Annotated in this window: 19 protein-coding genes and 1 tRNA gene; 5 read left to right on the forward strand and 15 right to left on the reverse strand. The window is 62.1% G+C overall.

All coding sequences use genetic code 11. The annotated features are described in order from the left end of the window. Positions 1-119 precede the first annotated feature (119 nt). Genes IPK59_04315 through IPK59_04330 form a run of 4 tightly spaced genes read right to left on the reverse strand, consistent with a single transcriptional unit; the run spans position 120 to position 4,816 of the window. Entirely contained in the window at positions 120-1,319 is a 1,200-nt protein-coding gene (locus tag IPK59_04315; GenBank protein ID MBK8158024.1) for an MFS transporter, read from the reverse strand. Further along, a complete protein-coding gene (locus IPK59_04320; GenBank protein ID MBK8158025.1) occupies positions 1,316-2,488 on the reverse strand; it encodes a class I SAM-dependent methyltransferase in 1,173 nt (390 codons plus the stop codon). The genes IPK59_04315 and IPK59_04320 overlap by 4 nt, the downstream gene beginning before the upstream one ends. Positions 2,489-2,522: 34 nt before the next feature. Beyond that, positions 2,523-3,383: a DUF1365 domain-containing protein gene (locus IPK59_04325; protein ID MBK8158026.1), complete on the reverse strand. Its 861-nt coding sequence runs from the start codon at positions 3,381-3,383 to the stop codon at positions 2,523-2,525. Next, positions 3,383-4,816, reverse strand: coding sequence for an FAD-dependent oxidoreductase (locus IPK59_04330; GenBank protein ID MBK8158027.1), 1,434 nt, complete (start codon positions 4,814-4,816; stop codon positions 3,383-3,385). The genes IPK59_04325 and IPK59_04330 overlap by 1 nt, the downstream gene beginning before the upstream one ends. Before the next feature lie 384 nt (positions 4,817-5,200). On the opposite strand from IPK59_04330, the gene IPK59_04335 reads away from it, so the two are divergent. The 5 genes from IPK59_04335 (at position 5,201) to IPK59_04355 (ending at position 10,626) form a co-directional block, all read left to right on the forward strand. Beyond that, complete coding sequence (locus IPK59_04335) at positions 5,201-5,515, forward strand: hypothetical protein (GenBank protein MBK8158028.1); 315 nt, start codon at positions 5,201-5,203, stop codon at positions 5,513-5,515. Then, positions 5,512-6,177, forward strand: coding sequence for a cupin domain-containing protein (locus IPK59_04340; protein MBK8158029.1), 666 nt, complete (start codon positions 5,512-5,514; stop codon positions 6,175-6,177). The genes IPK59_04335 and IPK59_04340 overlap by 4 nt, the downstream gene beginning before the upstream one ends. Before the next feature lie 232 nt (positions 6,178-6,409). Continuing rightward, positions 6,410-8,845 (forward strand): mechanosensitive ion channel family protein, encoded by a 2,436-nt coding sequence (locus tag IPK59_04345; protein MBK8158030.1) that lies wholly within the window; start codon positions 6,410-6,412, stop codon positions 8,843-8,845. A gap of 187 nt (positions 8,846-9,032) precedes the next feature. After that, complete coding sequence (locus IPK59_04350; GenBank protein MBK8158031.1) at positions 9,033-9,377, forward strand: hypothetical protein; 345 nt, start codon at positions 9,033-9,035, stop codon at positions 9,375-9,377. A 112-nt stretch (positions 9,378-9,489) separates the two neighbouring features. Beyond that, the gene (locus IPK59_04355) at positions 9,490-10,626 is read left to right on the forward strand and encodes an NAD(P)/FAD-dependent oxidoreductase (GenBank protein ID MBK8158032.1); all 1,137 of its coding nucleotides are present in this window, start codon (positions 9,490-9,492) and stop codon (positions 10,624-10,626) included. Between the two features lie 61 nt (positions 10,627-10,687). Here IPK59_04355 and IPK59_04360 read toward each other — a convergent pair. From IPK59_04360 to IPK59_04410, 11 genes are all read right to left on the reverse strand, one after another. Continuing rightward, positions 10,688-10,763, reverse strand: a tRNA-Phe gene (locus tag IPK59_04360). Positions 10,764-10,853: 90 nt separating this feature from the next. After that, complete coding sequence (yacG, locus tag IPK59_04365) at positions 10,854-11,015, reverse strand: DNA gyrase inhibitor YacG (GenBank protein MBK8158033.1); 162 nt, start codon at positions 11,013-11,015, stop codon at positions 10,854-10,856. Next, positions 11,008-11,976, reverse strand: coding sequence for a ribonuclease E/G (locus IPK59_04370; protein MBK8158034.1), 969 nt, complete (start codon positions 11,974-11,976; stop codon positions 11,008-11,010). Before IPK59_04370 ends, yacG begins: the two co-directional genes overlap by 8 nt. After that, a complete protein-coding gene (gene maf / locus IPK59_04375) occupies positions 11,973-12,596 on the reverse strand; it encodes a septum formation protein Maf (GenBank protein MBK8158035.1) in 624 nt (207 codons plus the stop codon). The genes IPK59_04370 and maf overlap by 4 nt, the downstream gene beginning before the upstream one ends. A 79-nt stretch (positions 12,597-12,675) precedes the next feature. Then, the gene (locus tag IPK59_04380) at positions 12,676-13,122 is read right to left on the reverse strand and encodes an arsenate reductase ArsC (GenBank protein MBK8158036.1); all 447 of its coding nucleotides are present in this window, start codon (positions 13,120-13,122) and stop codon (positions 12,676-12,678) included. Between the two features lie 6 nt (positions 13,123-13,128). Beyond that, entirely contained in the window at positions 13,129-13,626 is a 498-nt protein-coding gene (locus IPK59_04385) for a UPF0262 family protein (GenBank protein MBK8158037.1), read from the reverse strand. Further along, a complete protein-coding gene (locus IPK59_04390; GenBank protein MBK8158038.1) occupies positions 13,627-14,277 on the reverse strand; it encodes an ATP phosphoribosyltransferase in 651 nt (216 codons plus the stop codon). Then, entirely contained in the window at positions 14,274-14,804 is a 531-nt protein-coding gene (locus IPK59_04395) for a DUF2948 family protein (protein MBK8158039.1), read from the reverse strand. Before IPK59_04395 ends, IPK59_04390 begins: the two co-directional genes overlap by 4 nt. A gap of 3 nt (positions 14,805-14,807) precedes the next feature. Then, positions 14,808-16,091, reverse strand: coding sequence for a UDP-N-acetylglucosamine 1-carboxyvinyltransferase (gene murA / locus IPK59_04400; GenBank protein MBK8158040.1), 1,284 nt, complete (start codon positions 16,089-16,091; stop codon positions 14,808-14,810). Between the two features lie 19 nt (positions 16,092-16,110). Then, the gene (locus IPK59_04405; protein MBK8158041.1) at positions 16,111-16,665 is read right to left on the reverse strand and encodes a dCTP deaminase; all 555 of its coding nucleotides are present in this window, start codon (positions 16,663-16,665) and stop codon (positions 16,111-16,113) included. Between the two features lie 141 nt (positions 16,666-16,806). Beyond that, positions 16,807-17,004, reverse strand: a complete 198-nt coding sequence (locus IPK59_04410) for a hypothetical protein (GenBank protein MBK8158042.1) — start codon at positions 17,002-17,004, stop codon at positions 16,807-16,809. Positions 17,005-17,147 lie beyond the last annotated feature (143 nt).

Raw genomic sequence — 17,147 nt, forward strand, 5'->3', positions numbered from 1 at the left:
GGATCATACATTCGGGTGGAGGCGCGCCGACAATTCAGCATGAAGCTGCCGGTCGATCGGGAAACGCCACATCATCGCCACCGCTATTGCCTTGAATACGCAGGGCACCCAGGCATAGATCACGGCCACGGCCAAGCTGCCCGGCGCCGCGACGCTGCCAACCGTTTCACCCATTTTTGGATCGAATCCAAGAAGTTGCAGCAGGGGAAAGGCAACGCCGATGGCGAGTGCAGCGGACAGTTTCCCGGACATGCTCGAGAAGGCAAAGAACAGCCCTGCCCGCTCAGTGCCGTGCTGCACCCGGTCCCAGTCAACGACGTCGGCCTGCATGGCGGGGGCAAAGAGAGATCGGCCCCGAGGGCAAAGCCGGTGACGATGCAGATGCCGGCAAAGGCCACGACCGAGCCGAATGGCAGCAACGGAACCCAGATGAAGGAGGCAATCGCCGCTAGCATGGTGAGGCACCAGAGGCGATGCTTGTCGACGCGTTTGAGAAGCCACAGCCAGAGCGGCAGGCTGATCAAGGCGGAGGCAAAATAGACGAGCAGCACAACGCCCAGCTCCTGCTCGCCTGCCCCCATCCGCGCCACGATGAACAAGGGGAACAGCCCGGCCGGAAGTCCGTTGGCAACGCCGTTGATGAACCAGGCAAAAAGCAGCCGGCGGAAGGGTGCGTTGCTGGCGGCGGCCCGGAAGGCCGCGGGCAGATTGCCGGACGCGTGATGCACCTGTCGCCGCACCTCCGGCACCCAAAGCAGGAGCAAAAGAAGAGCGGGGGCGCCGAGCGCGATGGCCAGGAGCGCCGTCGCCAACATGGAATCGGCCAGGGAATAGCCGATGTTCTGCAGCGCCGCCGGCAAAGTCGCGGCCAGGGTGATCCCGACCAGTCCCATGCCTTCGCGCCAGGAGGCGATCTGCGAGCGGCCACGATAATCAGAGCTGAGTTCCGCCCCCCAGGCCGTATAGGGGACCATGACCACGGACCAGCTTATGTAGAGAAGCGAACACCAGATGCCGAGATAGAATGGTCCCGCACCTTCCGGCGGGGCGAACAATGCCACCAGGGCCACTGCGGCCAGGATCGCACCAACCGCGATGAACGGCTTGCGGCGGCCCGCCTGATCACTGAAATGACCGATGATCGGATCGCTGAGCACATCGACCAGCCTCGCCAGAAAAATGGCGAGGCCCGTGGCAGCCAGACCGACCCCGAGCGGTCCCGCGTAGAAACTGGGTAGCAGCACATGGGCTGGCAGGGTTGGAACAGCCAGGGCTAGCGCCGGCAGGCCATAGACCAGATACCCGCCGCGCCACTTCACCTTTGCAGCTTCAGGTGTACGACATCGATCGAACCCGCCCGGAAGCCGGCTTCGCAATAGGCCAGATAGTAGGTCCACATGCGGCGGAACCGCTCGTCGAAGCCGAGAGGCTGGATCCTTGGCCAGGCATGCAGGAAGGATTCCCGCCATTCACGCAGGGTGCGGGCATAGGATGCCGCGAATCCATCCTCGCCGCGCAGCAGCAGGCCGCTATCGGTGGCGAGCCGGCGCAGGGCCGTGCTGGTCGGCAACATGCCGCCGGGGAAAATGTAGCGCTGGATGAAGTCGGCATTGCGCCGATAGCTCTCAAAGCGCTCCTCCGCGATGGTAATGATCTGCAGGACGGCGGTGCCGCCCTGGTTCAGTCGTTCGCGCAGTACATCGAAATAGCGCTTCCAATGCGCTTCTCCCACTGCCTCGAACATCTCGATCGAGACGATGCTGTCGAAGCGACCCGGGCAATCGCGATAGTCCTGCAGGCGCAACTCCACCAGCCCATCGAGGGATTGGCGCGCCATGCGGGCCTGGGCGAAGGCCAACTGTTCCTTGGACAGGGTGAGGCCCGTCACCCGGCAGCCGAAATCGCGGGCCGCCACTTCGGCAAAGCCGCCCCAGCCGCAGCCGATCTCGAGAACATGCTTGCCGGGTGCGAGTTCGGCCAGTTCCGCCACACGCCGGTATTTGTCGACCTGGGCCGCTTGCAGTTCGTTGGCGCCGCGTTCGAAATAGGCCGATGAATAGGTCATCGACGGGTCGAGCCAGGTTCCATAGAATTCGTTGCCGAGGTCATAGTGATAGGCGATGTTGCGCTTAGCGCCCGACCGCGTATTGGCCCGCATCAGGTGACGAAGCCGGTTCCAGGCGCGCACCAGACGCTTGCCGGACAACGCGTCAGCCAGGGCGCTTTCATTGCGGGCGGCCAATTCGATGAGGTCAGTCAGATCCGGGCTGTCGACCTCGCCTGCCATATAGGCCTCGGCAAAGCCGATGTCGCCACCGCGCAGCAGGCGCTGCAAGCCCCGGACGTCGCGAATCTCCAGTTCGGCATCCGGCCCCGGTTCCGCCCCCTCGACCGCATGCCGCCGGCCATCCGGAAACAACACGGCCAGTTTGCCGACGCGGAGGTGATTCAAGGCGTGACTGAAGAGATGTTCCCAGAGGCCGGACATCATGGAGCGGCCCGGCCCATCTTTTTCCAGGCTATCATGTTCCGACCCGCGCTGGTTCCGACTCCGAAGTGACCCCGCCATGGTTATCCCCCCTCATGCCAGGTCCGAACTGATCAGCCCCGAACTGACCTGACTGGGGCGGATTATTCACGGACTGGGGCCGTTTGTGAAGCGGCACGCCCTTGAGCCAGAGCTTCAGGGCCTCCCAGTGTATACCGGCCACAACCTTGAGGGTCAGGAAGGGGTAGACCAGCAGCAATCGCAGGAGCGCCCGATCCGTCAATTCATGGCGCTTTCCGGCAAAGGCCGCCTGCAGCAGGTGACCGTCGGCATCGTGCTGATCGATCGACAGAGCGATCTTGGCAGACGGCGGCCGCACGGCAAAGCGATACCCGCCGGAGACATCATTGAACGGCGAGACATATAGCCGCTTGGCGCAACTCTGGCGGATGGTCCCGGCCGGCCCAGCTTCGGCGGCTAGGGCATAGGTATGGCGGCCACCAAAGGTATTATTGACCTCATAGAGCGTCGCTGTGAGCCGGTTTTCTGGGCCATAGCAGAAGTAGACCGAGATCGGATTGAAAACGAAGCCAAACACGCGCGGAAATGTAAGGAGGGAAACGCGAGCCAGGTCGGTCCCGATGCCGGCGTCGACCAGACACTTTCGGACCCAGGTCTTGAGGTCGCCGCTGCCATCGCCATGATCCTTGGCGCGGAACGAGAAAGGCGCCTTGCGCTCTACGCCCAGCAGTCGCAGGTCGAGTTGGGGAAGCTCATCGAGGTCGAGCAACAAATAGAACACACCATAGCGCAGGTAATGCGCCCTGGGGCGCACCCGGCGATGCATGACCGTACCGCAATAGATGCCCGATTGGATCTTTGCCAGCTGTTCCATCATACCGCCAGAATGGCCGCATTCGGCACAATAGCAGGGAAAGCCGGCAAGTCGGGCACATGAATACGGCCGGACTGGTCGGCAACCGACCAGGGACGGCGCACATCGCCCAGACGCTCCGCCACCGCAAGCCCAGCCTGCAAGCCGTCCTCATGGAAACCGGCGCCGAAATAGGCACCGCAGAACCAAAGGCCGCCCTGCCCCTGCAGCTTCCAGAGCTGGCGCTGGGCCACCATCGCCTGATGATCGAACAACGGGTGCGCGTAGTTGAAGGTCGCCCAGGTGAGGTCTTCCCTAATCGAGCGATTGGGATTCAACGTCACAAAGACCGGTTGCTTGACCGGCAGGTTCTGTAGGCGATTCATCCAGTAACTGACGCAGATCTGCGCATTCGCCAGCACGTCCGTGCTGTCGCTGATGACATTCCAACTGGACCAGGCCGATGCGCGTCGCGGCATCAGTGTGGCGTCACCGTGGAGCACGGCGGTGTTCGACTGGTAGCGCATGGCGCCAAGGAGTTGGCTTTCCAACGCCGTTGGGTCGGCAATCAGTCCCAGCGCCTGGTCGGCATGGGTCGCGAGGATCACGGCGTCAAATTGCCGGCTGCTGCCGTCCGCGAAGTGCAAGGTGGGTCTGTCCGCATCACGCGACACGGCAGATATTCGCGCACCCAGCTGCAGGTTGATGTCGCGGTCGGCGAGCAGGCGCGTCACATAGCTGCGGCTGCCACCAACCACGGTCCGCCAGCTTGGGCGGTCAACCAGTTGCAGCAGGCCATGATTGTCGCAAAACCTGACAAAGGACTGCAGCGGGTGCTGCAGCATCTGGTCGGCCGAGGTTGACCAGATGGCACCACCCATCGGCAACAGGTGATCCCGAATGAAATTGGCGCCATAGCCCGACTGAGAGAGGTAGTCGCCAAGGGTCAGATCTTCGGAACTGCTGCCCGTCGCCTGGCGCGAGTGCCGATAGAAGCGAAGGATGTCCGAGATCATGCGCCACATGCGCGGCCGCAACAGATTGCGTCGCTGTGCAAAGAGGCCGCGGAGGTTGGTGCCGGAGTATTCGAAACTGCCATTGTCGATGGAGGCCGCGAACGACATGTCGGTCGCCCTGCTGAAGACACCCAGATGCTTGAACAACGCCGTCAGGTTCGGATAGGTCCGCTCATTGAACACGATGAAGCCCGTATCGACCGGGATACGGCCCTCGGCCAAGTCGAGATCAACCGTATGACTATGCCCGCCCGGACGGTCATCCCGCTCGAACAGTGTGACATTGTGGCGCTCGGCCAACTGCCAGGCGGCAGCCAGGCCCGAAATACCGGAGCCAATCACTGCGAAGTTCTGCGGGGCGCCCCCTGGACGATCCGGATGAGAAATCAGCTGCTGCTCGATATGGGAAGGAAAGGATGCCTGGTCGTTGGGGGCCATTCGGAGCACTTCTGTGATGGATCGCGGCGTGCAGGTTCAGACGTAACTGCCTGTCACGATTTGATGTTTATAGGTTTTGATACGCGTCATGGCCGGTTGTGGATCACACCGTGTGAGTAGCCAATCCGTGAAATCGCACAAATAAGTTAAGAAACGATCGGCGTCCCGCTGATCCGGGTATAGGCAAGCACCGTAGGTATGGGCATGGAAACAGCAATGCTCCAACGAGAAACCCCCGGCCTTGGCGTTCTGGCAACCGAAATTTCGTTGGAATCCGGGCATATGCGGCGTGCCGCCCGCCAACCGGTAAAGGTGCGTGTCACGCCGAAACGGTCTATGAATCCGTCATGGTCTGGAAATCAAGTGAATTTGGGCGGCCCCGTCATGAGCGACCCTAAGCCGGCAACCGGCCCTGAGCGCATGACGCAATTGCTCTGCGTGATGAAGTCGGGGCCCGACGAAATCGCCTTCGCAGAGCTGTTTCGCTTCTACGCCCCCAGGGTGAAGTCCTACATGCGCAAGCTCGGCGCTGCCGAGGACGTGGCGGAAGAACTGGCGCAGGAGGCCATGGCGATGCTCGAGGACAAGCCACACGCCGAAATCGCCGAACAGCTCGGCATCCCCCTCGGCACCGTAAAATCACGTATGCGCCTCGCCTTTCAACGGTTTCGCAAGGCACTTGGAGAGCCTGTCCTATGATCACCCATCACCCCAGTGAAGAGCTTATCGCCGCCTATGCCGCTGGTTCGTTGGACGAGGCGAATGCGCTGGCGATCGCCACACATCTGACCCTGTGCCCGGCCTGCCGGCGCGAGGCAACCTGTTATGAGGCACTCGGCGCGAGCCTGATCGAGGAACTGCCAGAAATGGCCATGGCACAGGATGCCCTGTCCGCAACGCTGGCGCGCGTGCGCAGCGGCACTACCACCATGGGGACAATGGGCGCGACGCAGCCCAGCAAGCACGCGCCCACCTCCCAGATCATGCTGCCGGCACCGTTGCGGCACTATGTGGGCGGCGATGTAGACGCGGCCAAATGGCGGACACTCGGCCCCGGCATCCAGCACATGCCATTGGTGACGGCGGACGGCGTGACTGCGCGACTGCTGCGCATTGCGCCAGGTCGCTCAGTCTTCGATCACAGTCACGGCGGCACGGAGCTGACCCTGGTGCTGAACGGCAGCTACCTCGCCCAAGGCCAGAGATTTGTCCGAGGCGATCTGGAAATGGCCGACGAAAACACTCAACACAGGCCCGTGGCCGGCGCCGAGGATGTCTGCATCTGTCTTGCGGTCACGGATGCCCCGCTGCGCTTTGGCAACTGGATCGGCCGCCTGATGCAGCCCTTCATCGGCATCTAGTCCGGCTTACCAGAAATATCAAGGACCCCCAGGCCATGACCGGTCTGGGGGTCCTGTCACGCTGGAAAAAACCAGCCGCCACAGGAAACCATCCAGCCGTGGCGGTGTTGTGTCGTGGCGATGATCGGAACAGACCATCTCGGCGCGGCTGCGACGTGTAGACCCTGGACTTCAGCGCCGAGGTAGCTACTCTGTGTCGATCGATTTTCATTTCACAGTTCAAGGCGCCAGAATGCGGGCAAGCCGCTCTTTCGTCGCGTTTTTCAGCTTCATTGCCCTCGTCCTCGCCATCTCCGCCTGGTCTGCCCACGCGCAGACCGCGCCGGGGCCGGCGCCTTTGGCCGAAGCATCGCAGAAAATCGCCCAGTGGGAGAAATCGCTCAAAGCCGCAGAAGAATTGTTGCAACAGAAGGGCGATCTTTCCCGGCCCGAGATCGAGGAGACATCGCAGAGTCTCTCCACCGTGGTTGGCAGCGCGCAGGCATTGCGTGGCGCCAGCCAACAGGCGTTGCAGTCGGTCAGTGCCGAACTGCAGAGCCTCGGTCCAGCGCCAGCGGAGGGATCCCCGCCCGAAGACGGCAAGGTTGCCACGACCCGCGCCACCCTGACCAAACGTCAGGCTGAGCTCGACGGGTTTATCAGCCAGGCGCAGCTCACGATCGTCCGGGCACAGAACCTCGCCGGGGCCCTAGGGGTTCACGAACAGGGTCAGCGGACCGCATTTATCCTGAAGCGGCTGCCAGCACCTTTGAAGCCAGCGGTCTGGGTTGACGGTTGGCAGCAGATGCTCTCCGCCGTCGATGACACGATGGCCGCACCGCAGGCCTGGTGGCGGGTCATCGCCGCCGAGGGCATGGCAGGTGTCGTGCTCATTGGCGGCAGCCTGTTGCTTGGCTTGACGCTCCTCTTTGCCTGGCGGCTACACCTCTTTCTGAGGCGCCGATGGGGACCCAATCCGACGATCGATGAGCCAAGCCATGCGCGACGGATCCTGGCGGCCGGCGCGATGGCGGTGTCCGACATTCTGATTCCCTGCATCTTCCTGCTGGCACTGTGGCGGATCGTCGACTGGGCGGTTCCGGTCACAACCGACTTCTTTACCCAACTGGTCGGCGGCGGTGCCAAGAACCTGGTGGCCTTTCTGCTCGTCTCCGGCCTCGCCCGCGCCACTCTGTCACCGCATCTCCCGAATTGGCGCGTCATTCCCGTCACCCCGCAGGGCGCGCAGCAGATTGCCAACAAGGTCACTCTGCTGGCGATCATGGTCGCCCTCTTCAACATGATCTACCTGATGGGCACCAAAGACGGACCGGTCGCGGCCGATGCCTTCACCGCCTGCAACGCGTTCCTGCGCGACCTCGTCGTCGGCAGCATCGCCCTCTCGCTGCTGCGACGGGAGTATTGGGCGGCACCCGATGCCCGCCTCGCCGGCATCATGGGTCTCGTCCGCCGCTTTCTCATTCTTGTGGCCTGCGTTTCGCCACTGCTGTCGTTGGCCGGCTATGCTTATCTGTCGGAAGCGGTGCTGATCGCGGTGACCGCGACACTGGTGATTGTGGGCATCGCCTGGCTGCTGCGTTCCGTCATGCTGGAGAGCCTCTCGCTTCTGCTTGGCAGTGAGGTGACGGATGAAGGTGCTGCAGTACCAGGTGCCAGTAATGCCTTCCGCCTCAGCTTCTGGGCCCGCCTGCTGGTCGAGACGGTCCTGTGGCTGCCGGCCTTCTATCTGCTGCTGCTATCCTATGGACTGTCACCGTCGCTCCTCAACCTGATCATCAATCGGGCGGTCAGCGGTGTGCAGGTCGGTCAGGTCACCTTGTCGCTGACCGAGATCGTGCTGGCCTTGGTCGTACTTGTTGCCGGACTCTTCATCGTCGGCCGGGTCAAGCGCTGGCTGTCCGACCAGATCCTCCCGACCACCCGCTTCGATATCGGCCTGCAGAACTCCGTCGCCGCTGGTTTTGGCTATGTGGCGAGCCTGATCGTCATCACACTCGCCGTGGTGACATTAGGCATCGACCTTTCCAGCGTCGCCATCATCGCCGGCGCCCTGTCGGTCGGCATCGGTTTCGGCCTCAAGACGGTTGTTGAGAACTTTGTGGCCGGCATCCTCATCCTGATCGAACGCCCCATCAAAGTCGGAGACTGGATTGTCGTCGGCGGCACCGAGGGCACCGTCAAGCGCATCTCCGTTAGGTCCACCGAGGTGGAGACGTTTGACAATGCGAGCGTGATATTTCCAAATTCGGAGCTGATCGCCAGCGCCGTCGTCAATTGGACGTTGCGCGACAGGGTTGTCCGCATCGTGATCTCGATGCGCGTCGTCCCCGGCAGCGACACCAAGCTGGTGCGCGACCTCTTGCTCGATTGCGCCCGCCAGCAACGGCGCATCTGTGCGGAACCGGCACCGACGGTGCTGTTCAAGAAGTTCGTCGACATCGGCCTGGAGTTCGAACTGCGCTGTTTCGTGATCGACACCAACTATGTCAACCAGGTCACCTCGGATCTCAATTTCGCCATCGACAACGCATTCCGGGCCCATGGCGTCGACATTGCGCATACGGCGAGCGTCGTGCGTTCCCGGCCCGATCCGGCGGCTCTACCGGCCCCCGTCACAGAGGCGACGAAACAGCCCAAGGCCAGCGGGCCGATTGCCGCCGAGGAGTGATCGGCGGCTGTGACCAGCATCACAGGCGCGTTGAACTGCTGCCGGTCGGCTTTGCATCCGGCTGATTTTACAAGCTATTTTCATCCCATGACTTTGTCGCGCATTTGAACGAAATGCCGCTGCCGAGGCACTAACCAGCATAGACGCCGCAATGCCGCGGCGGTTTGTTCACCACGGAGTGACGACTATGCGCAAATTCCTCCTGCTTTCGGCCATCGCGGCAAGCGCGCTGCTGGCCGGCTGTGCCCAGACCGGTAACACGGCCAGCACTGCCTCGAACTGCAACCAGCTCTCGGCCGACGATCTCATGACGGCCATCGAACAGGGTTCCTGCGACGTCGACATGGCCACCGCGGCCGGCGGAGAACCCGCTGACACCAGTACGCCCGACAAGGACGACAAGGATGGCGGCGGTGACAAGGAACCGGACCCGGACCCCGATCCGGATCCCGAATCCGGCAACGCCCCGGACCCGGAAGGCGAACGCGACCCCACCACCGAACCCGGTGGCAATGCGGCGACCTCGGAGTAACGGTCGACACTTCCAGGTCAACCGGTTCAATCGTGGCGCGCCGTCCGCTGGATGGCGCGCCACATCGTTTTGTCGAGATGACGGCCAGCGACATCCCTGATAGCTTGCCGCGATGCTGGATTTTCTTGTCATCGGCGCCGGCGTTATCGGCCTTGCCATCGCCCGCCGCCTGGCCCGTGCCGGCCGCGAAATCGTCATCGTCGACGGCGGTTCTGCGATCGGTGGCGAAACCAGCTCTCGCAACAGCGAGGTCATCCATGCCGGCATCTATTACCCTGCCGGCAGTTTGAAGGCTGCGCTCTGTGTATCGGGCCGCCTGGCGCTGTACCGATACTGCGCCAGCCATGGCGTGCCCCATCGGCGCTGCGGCAAGCTGCTCGTCGCAGTTGACGAGACGCAGCGAGCGGCCTTGCAAATCCTTGCCGACAAGGCCGTGGCCAATGGCGTCGATGATCTGCAGGCCCTGTCCCAGTCGGCGGCAATCGCACTTGAGCCGAATCTCCGCTGCGTCGCCGCCTTGTTTTCACCGTCGACCGGGATCGTCGACAGCCATCAATTGATGCTGAGCTTTCTCGGCGATGCCGAGAATGCCGGCGCCAGCCTGGCGCTGCAGACACCCGTCATTCGTGGTGTCCGACATGCCGACCATTGGCAGGTCGGACTTGGCGGCGCCGAACCGGACGATATCAGGGCGCGGTGCGTGATCAATGCTGCCGGGCTGCAGGCGAGCCAGGTCGCGCGGGCCCTGGGGCTGGCACCTGACCGAGTGCCGGCCACGCATCTGGCCAAGGGCAACTACTTCACCTATCAAGGTGGACCGCCGCCCTTCTCGCATCTGGTCTATCCGATGCCAGAGCCCGGCGGACTAGGCGTGCATGTCACGCTGGATCAGGCCGGTCGCGTTCGCTTCGGGCCTGATGTCGAATGGATCGACAAGATCAACTATGGCATGGACCCGGCGCGCGCCGAACGCTTCTATCCGGCCGTCAGGCGTTATTTTCCAGGTCTGAAGGATGGCTCCCTGACACCTGGCTATTGCGGCATTCGTCCGAAACTGTCACGTGATCCACGCATCGATTCCGATTTCATGATCGCCACGGAGGCAGATCATGGCGCCCCGGGCCTGGTGAGTCTGTTCGGCATTGAATCGCCCGGCCTGACCGCCAGTCTCGCTTTGGCCGAGCGGGTCGCCGCCAATCTCGGCGTGCTGCCCAGCCCCGAAGACAAGGCGCTGTTCGAGCCTGATTGACACTGCGGCGCGCGGCATGGAGCCGCTTTCAGTGGCGACGACATCTGGGAAGCGGGGGAAGTGGTGCCCGGGGACGGATTTGAACCGCCGACACGCGGATTTTCAATCCGCTGCTCTACCAACTGAGCTACCCGGGCAACCTTGGAACCGGCGGATATTTAATGGCTTTGCCGGACCTTGTCCAGCCGCAAATCACGCCCGAAGAACCCGAAAAAAGCCGTGCCCAATCAGTCGCTTGACTTGTCATCCTCATCCGGCGGGGTAGCGTCTGCCGGGACTCGGTAGATATCGCTCAGCCAGCGATTGAGGTCGACCTTCTTGCAGCGCGCGGAACAGAATGGGCGAAACTCATGTTCGGTGGGTTTTCCGCAGATAGGACATTTAGCCATTTTGCGCCTGCCACATCTCCGCCAGGGTCGGGCCGGCGCGACGACGCAGCAGCTCGACCAGCCCCAAACGCGACATGTTGCCGACCCACTCGATCGCCGGATCTACGCCGACAGCCTGCCGCAGGGCTTCCAGAACCTGCTCGCGCTTGTTGCGGTTTTCAAGGTCGATGAAGTCGATGACGATGATGCCACCGAGATTGCGCAAGGCGAGCTGTCGCGGAATCTCGCGTGCCGCTTCGAGATTGACCGAGAGCGCCGTGCGCTCGAGACCTTTCTCGGCCGTGGCCGCGGCGGAATTGACATCGATCGCGGTCAGGGTGCGGACCGGCTCGAAGAGCAGCTTGCCGCCACCCGGCAGCAGCACCTCCTCATCGAGTGCCTCGGCGACACTTTCCTTGATGTCGGTGCGTGACGGCACCCATTCACGGTCGGGCAGGAAGGCGACCTTGTCCTCCATGCCGCGACGATGCTTGCGACACCAATCCGCGACCGGCGCCACGTCGACGCGGCGATCGCAGATGATGCTGGCGACCTGTTCCGGAGCGAGGGCTTCGAGCGCCGTCTGCCATACCGTGGGCGGCGCGATCAGCTGAGTGGGCGGCTGTTTACCCTTGGCAAGGGCGACGACGTCGATCGGCACCTTCACGCTGGTGGTCAGGCGCACGCCTTTTTCCTCGCGGCCGTCGCGGCGCACCTGGACGATCACGGCGTCGCCTTCGGTCGGTTGCGCACCCTGGCGCTTCAGCGGTAGCAGGCCCGGTTTCTCGAGGCCGATATCGACGAAGACTGCATTGAAACTTTGCTCGATCCGCAGCACGCGACCGAGATAGACGCCGCCCGCAAGGCTGCCCTGCCCAGGCTTTTCCACGATGGCCTGGATCAGGCGACCGCCCGACCAGCGATAGAATTCGGTGCGCTCGGGATGGAGGCTGAGGAAGATCTGTTCGCGCATCTCGCTCATGACCTGAACCCAACGCCGGTCAGCATGGCATAGGCATCGCTGAGACTGAGGCCGACCACATTGCTGTAGGAGCCCGCGACCCTCGGAATGAATGCCGCCGCTGCGCCTTGAATGGCGTAGCCGCCGGCCTTGCCGTGCCATTCACCGCCGGCGAGATAGTGCTCGATCTCGCTCTCTTCCAAGCGCTTGAAGATGACGTCGGTCGACACCACGCGGATCGCCCGGCGCCCATCGGCCGCAGCAATGGCGATGCCGCCCACCACCTTGTGGCGCCGCCCGGACAGCAGTTCGAGGCATTTGCGCGCCGTGGCAACATCTTCCGCCTTCGGCAGGATACGGCGGCCAAGCGCCACCACCGTGTCGGCCGCCAACACAAAGGCACCGGGGTGCCGTGTAGCGACCACCGCGAGTTTGTCCCCGGCGATGCGCCTGGCATAGGCAGCCGGCAGTTCATGGGGCTGCGCAGTCTCATCGACATGCGGCGCATCGACCGCGTCCGGCCGCAGGCCAATCTGCGCCAGCAGATCGAGGCGCCGCGGCGAGGCGGAGGCCAGGATGAAAGGCGCACGGGCGCCGGAACTGGTCAAAACACAATCCTTCGTGAAATTCGGGCGGATCATACTGAAATCGGGCCAAAGCTCAATTGCAGTCCACACCTCCGCTAACTCTTTCGCACATATCGATAAATCGGATCAGCAACTAGATCTGCGGTGCGCCTTGCATGGGGAAGCGGTCGCGGATGCGCTTCATCAGACCGTCGCGCACGGTGCGGTAGGCCTCCAAGCGGTCTTCACGGCTGCCTTCGACGATGGTCGGATCCATGGTGTTCCAGAACTCGACGTCGCAGGCCATAGTGCGGGTCGTGTCGACCGCCTTGTGCTGTGCCTCCGGTGAGAGCGAGATGATGAGATCGAAGGAATCGTCTTCGAGATCATCAAAGGTCTTCGGGCGGTGCTTCGTCACGTCGATGCCGATTTCATCCATCACTGCGACCACGAAACCGTCAACCTCCTGCGCGCGAACACCCACGGAATCGACGAACACGCGCGTCCCATGCAGGTACTTCATGATGGCTTCCGCCATAGGAGAGCGCACGGAATTGTAGGTGCAACAGAAGAGCACGCTGCCGGGGAGGCCCTGCGGCATGCAGCCTCACATCTTGACGTGCAGCGCACAGATCAGCGTGAACAGCCGACGTGCGGTATTGAAATCGACCTCGACCTTGCCCACGAGTCGTTCGCGCAGGATTTCCGATCCCTCGTTGTGAAGTCCGCGCCGCCCCATATCGATGGCTTCGATCTGGGAGGGCGAGGCAGATTTGATCGCCTGGTAATAGCTTTCGCAGATGTCGAAGTATTCTTTGACGATGCGGCGAAAGGGCGAGAGCGAGAGGATGAATTTGTAGAGCGGCGCGTCAGTCGAATCCTTGATATCGAATACCAGCCGGTTTTCCTCGATCGACAAGCCAAGATGGTAAGGGCCGCAATGGTCGATGGCGGGTCTGAATTCGTTTTCTTCCAGCAGGTCGAAGATGGCGACAGCGCGTTCCCGTTCCACCTCGGGCGAGCGTCGGGCTGTCGATTGCTCGTCGAGATCTATGCGGATCAGCCGACCGCTCGCACCCGGTGCGGACGCGTCGTCGCCGATCATTCAGGCAACTGCCAGACGCAGACGTTCAACCAAAGCGCCAATCTCGCGCGGATAGGTCTTCATCGCGGTCCGATTGACAATGAGGCGAGATGTGACATCGGCAATCCGCTCGATCTCGACCAGATTGTTCGCCTTGAGTGTGGCTCCGCTGGAGACGAGGTCGACGATGCGACGGCAGAGCCCAAGGGTGGGGGCTAGTTCCATGGCACCGGATAATTTGATGCATTCGGCCTGGACGCCACGGGCGGCAAAATGGTTCTGCGTGATGTTGGGGTATTTTGTCGCGACCCGGATATGCGACCAGCGGCTGGGATCGTCGGTCGCCGACAGGTCGGCTGGTTCCGCCACCGACAGGCGGCAATGCCCGATCCCGAGATCGACGGGCGCATAGATTTCCGGATAGTCGAATTCGAGCAGCACGTCGTTGCCGGCAACACCCAGCTGGGCCGCGCCAAAGGCCACGAAGGTCGCCACGTCAAAGCTGCGCACGCGGATGATTTCGAGTTGCGGATCGTTGGTGCGGAACCTGAGCGCACGCGAGTTCTCATCGGCGAACTCCGCTTCCGGTTCAATACCGGCCTTTTTCAGAACCGGCAGGACTTCCTTGAGAATGCGTCCCTTGGGAAGGGCCAGGACAAAGACGTCGCTCATCCCCGCCCCTTGGCCGCAGCAGCCATGTCGCGCTCGTGGTCCGGGCGCCACTGGGTCGGCCAACCTTCGCCCATATCCTTGAGGAAAACGTTCAATTCCGAAACCGTCAACTGGATGATGCCACCGCCGGAAAAGACCAGATTGAGGTTTTGTCCGTCAATCTGCAGCGTCAAAAGCGACAGAAACTTGCCACGCTGCTTGAGATCGACGCCGCGGCTACGGACCGACGTCACCTTGTCGATGCACAGACCGCAATGGATCCGTTGTTCGGTGTCGTAGTAGTCATCGGCATCATGAAAGCTGGCATCGTCAGTTGATGCCTTGCCCGTCACAGGTCCATGGCGGCCCGCCGGCTGGCGTTCCCATCTGAACCGATTGAGCAGCATGATGAACCGCTGCTCCCCGGCGAGGTATTGGACCTCGGAGATCGGGACCAGAGCGTCCTGCAGGCAAGCAGCAACGATTGCCAGATCCTCGGCATCCTTTGCGATCAGCCGCATGTCGGTCGCGTTGGCCGCCTTTGACATCCCCTACTCCGCCGCCCCATCCGACAGGCGCTCGATTTCCGCGCCACATGCCGAGAGCTTGGCCGTCAGCTTTTCATAACCACGATCCAAATGATAGACGCGGTTGAGATACGTATCACCCTCCGCCGTGAGGCCGGCCAGAACCAATGATACGCTGGCACGCAGGTCGGTGGCCATCACCGGTGCACCAGTCAATTTCTTGACGCCGCGCACCATCGCGGATGAACCATGGACATTGATGCTGGCGCCCATTCGGGTCAATTCCGGCACATGCATGAACCGGTTTTCAAAGATCGTCTCGGTGATCATCGAGGCACCCTCAGCCGTCGTCATCAAGGCCATCATCTGTGCCTGCAGATCAGTCGGGAAGCCGGGAAACGGTTCGGTCATCACGTCGACGCCGTTCAGCGCGCCGTTCTGGCGCTTTACCAGCAGGCCACGCGGCGTTTCGGTGAGAGAGACTCCGGCCTGGGTCAGGGTCGAGGCCGCGGCGCCAATCAGATCGTGATGCAATCCGACGAGTTCGACTTCGCCGCCAGTGATCGCCGCCGCCATCGCATAGGTGCCGGCTTCGATCCGATCAGCGACGACGCTGTGCGTGCAGCCATGCAGCTTGTCGACACCGCGAATCCTAAGGTGATCCGTGCCGATCCCTTCGATCTGCGCGCCCATGGCGTTGAGGCAGTTGGCAAGGTCGGCGATTTCCGGTTCGCGCGCTGCGTTGATGAGATGCGTTTCGCCCTTGGCAAGCGTCGCTGCCATCAGCAAATTCTCGGTGGCGCCGACCGACACTTTTGGGAAAGTAACTTCGCCGCCCCGGAGACCACCCGGCGCCTTTGCCAATATGTAGCCGGAATCGAGCTCGATCTCGGCACCCATCTGCTGCAGGCCCTTGATGTGCAGATCAACCGGCCGAGTGCCGATGGCGCAGCCGCCCGGCAGTGAAACCTTGGCCTGGCCATGGCGCGCAACCAGCGGACCCAACACCAGCACGCTCGCGCGCATCTTGCGGACGAGGTCATAGGGCGCCGTGGTTTCGGTTAGGCCTTTGGCCGAGAAGATAACGGACCGATCCTTGAGCGATTGCCGGGTAGTGACCTCAACGCCGAGATGCGTCAGCAGATTGGTCATTGTCGTGATATCGGCAAGATCCGGCACATTGTCGAGGCGCACCTCGTCATCGGTCAGGAGGCACGTGCACATCAACGGCAATGCCGCATTCTTGGCGCCGCTGATCCTGATCTCGCCCTTGAGGGCATTGCCACCGCGAATGCGAATGCGATCCATTACTAACTTTCCGATTCTGTCAGAGCCGCGGCAGCGTCACGCCGCGCTGGCCCATATATTTGCCGGCACGATCCTTGTACGAGACCTCGCAGGGCGAAGCCCCCTTCAGGAACAGGAACTGGCAGGCACCTTCATTGGCGTAGATCTTCGCCGGCAACGGCGTGGTGTTGGAGAATTCCAATGTGACATGGCCTTCCCATTCCGGCTCCAGCGGCGTCACGTTGACGATGATGCCGCAGCGCGCATAGGTCGATTTGCCAAGACAGATCACCAGCACATCGCGCGGCACGCGGAAGAACTCAACCGTCCTAGCCAGCGCAAAGGAATTGGGCGGAATGATGCAGACCTCGGCTTCACGGTCGACAAAGCTCTTCGGGTTGAACTGCTTGGGGTCGACCACTGCAGAATCCACATTGGTGAAGATCTTGAACTCCGGCGACACGCGCGCATCGTAGCCGTAGGAGGAGACACCATAGGAGATGACACCGTCACGCTTCTGGCTTTCGACGAATGGCTCGATCATGCCGTGCTTTTGCGACATCTCGCGGATCCAGGTATCGGGCATAATCGACATTTGGCGGACGGTCCCCTCGAGCCTCGATGGAGTGATTGATTATTAACGATATTGGCACCGTAACCCCTGACTCGTTACGCCAGTGCCAACCGCGCAGTTTGTATCGGAAGGCCTCCCAGGCCTCAAGGACTAGCGTGCCTGTCAGTCCTGGCCGGTTGGAGATTTGGCTGGGTCGGCGCGGACCCGCTGCTGGGTCTTGCGACGTTTCAGATTGGCCCGCAAGGCCTCGGCCTGGCGCCTGGCCTTGTCATCCTGCACTGGCTTGGCGGACGCTGCGGGATCAGGCCGCGCGCGCGCCGGCTTGGCCGGATCCCAGTCATTGCCTGCACCCATATCCATCCACCTTCGCTGAACGGCCCCAAGACCCTGAATTAACAACATTTAATTACGACCAAATTGCGGCCGGGCCAAGGTTGTTTCGGGGGCTCCCGGCCGGGTGTTCACAACCCTTGCCATCGTAAACGCCTTCTGGCATGTTCCGC

This window comes from Rhodospirillaceae bacterium, from assembly GCA_016712715.1.
Lineage (GTDB): Bacteria > Pseudomonadota > Alphaproteobacteria > Dongiales > Dongiaceae > Dongia.

Excerpts from the sequence above, each read along its gene's own strand:
- IPK59_04320 (MBK8158025.1), bottom strand. The coding sequence starts at position 2,488 with ATGTCCGGCCTCTGGGAACATCTCTTCAGTCACGCCTTGAATCACCTC.
- IPK59_04325 (MBK8158026.1), bottom strand. The coding sequence starts at position 3,383 with ATGGAACAGCTGGCAAAGATCCAATCGGGCATCTATTGCGGTACGGTC.
- IPK59_04330 (MBK8158027.1), bottom strand. The coding sequence starts at position 4,816 with ATGGCCCCCAACGACCAGGCATCCTTTCCTTCCCATATCGAGCAGCAG.
- IPK59_04335 (MBK8158028.1), top strand. The coding sequence starts at position 5,201 with ATGAGCGACCCTAAGCCGGCAACCGGCCCTGAGCGCATGACGCAATTG.
- IPK59_04340 (MBK8158029.1), top strand. The coding sequence starts at position 5,512 with ATGATCACCCATCACCCCAGTGAAGAGCTTATCGCCGCCTATGCCGCT.
- IPK59_04345 (MBK8158030.1), top strand. The coding sequence starts at position 6,410 with ATGCGGGCAAGCCGCTCTTTCGTCGCGTTTTTCAGCTTCATTGCCCTC.
- IPK59_04350 (MBK8158031.1), top strand. The coding sequence starts at position 9,033 with ATGCGCAAATTCCTCCTGCTTTCGGCCATCGCGGCAAGCGCGCTGCTG.
- IPK59_04355 (MBK8158032.1), top strand. The coding sequence starts at position 9,490 with ATGCTGGATTTTCTTGTCATCGGCGCCGGCGTTATCGGCCTTGCCATC.
- yacG (MBK8158033.1), bottom strand. The coding sequence starts at position 11,015 with ATGGCTAAATGTCCTATCTGCGGAAAACCCACCGAACATGAGTTTCGC.
- IPK59_04370 (MBK8158034.1), bottom strand. The coding sequence starts at position 11,976 with ATGAGCGAGATGCGCGAACAGATCTTCCTCAGCCTCCATCCCGAGCGC.
- maf (MBK8158035.1), bottom strand. The coding sequence starts at position 12,596 with ATGATCCGCCCGAATTTCACGAAGGATTGTGTTTTGACCAGTTCCGGC.
- IPK59_04380 (MBK8158036.1), bottom strand. The coding sequence starts at position 13,122 with ATGCCGCAGGGCCTCCCCGGCAGCGTGCTCTTCTGTTGCACCTACAAT.
- IPK59_04385 (MBK8158037.1), bottom strand. The coding sequence starts at position 13,626 with ATGATCGGCGACGACGCGTCCGCACCGGGTGCGAGCGGTCGGCTGATC.
- IPK59_04390 (MBK8158038.1), bottom strand. The coding sequence starts at position 14,277 with ATGAGCGACGTCTTTGTCCTGGCCCTTCCCAAGGGACGCATTCTCAAG.
- IPK59_04395 (MBK8158039.1), bottom strand. The coding sequence starts at position 14,804 with ATGTCAAAGGCGGCCAACGCGACCGACATGCGGCTGATCGCAAAGGAT.
- murA (MBK8158040.1), bottom strand. The coding sequence starts at position 16,091 with ATGGATCGCATTCGCATTCGCGGTGGCAATGCCCTCAAGGGCGAGATC.
- IPK59_04405 (MBK8158041.1), bottom strand. The coding sequence starts at position 16,665 with ATGTCGATTATGCCCGATACCTGGATCCGCGAGATGTCGCAAAAGCAC.
- IPK59_04410 (MBK8158042.1), bottom strand. The coding sequence starts at position 17,004 with ATGGATATGGGTGCAGGCAATGACTGGGATCCGGCCAAGCCGGCGCGC.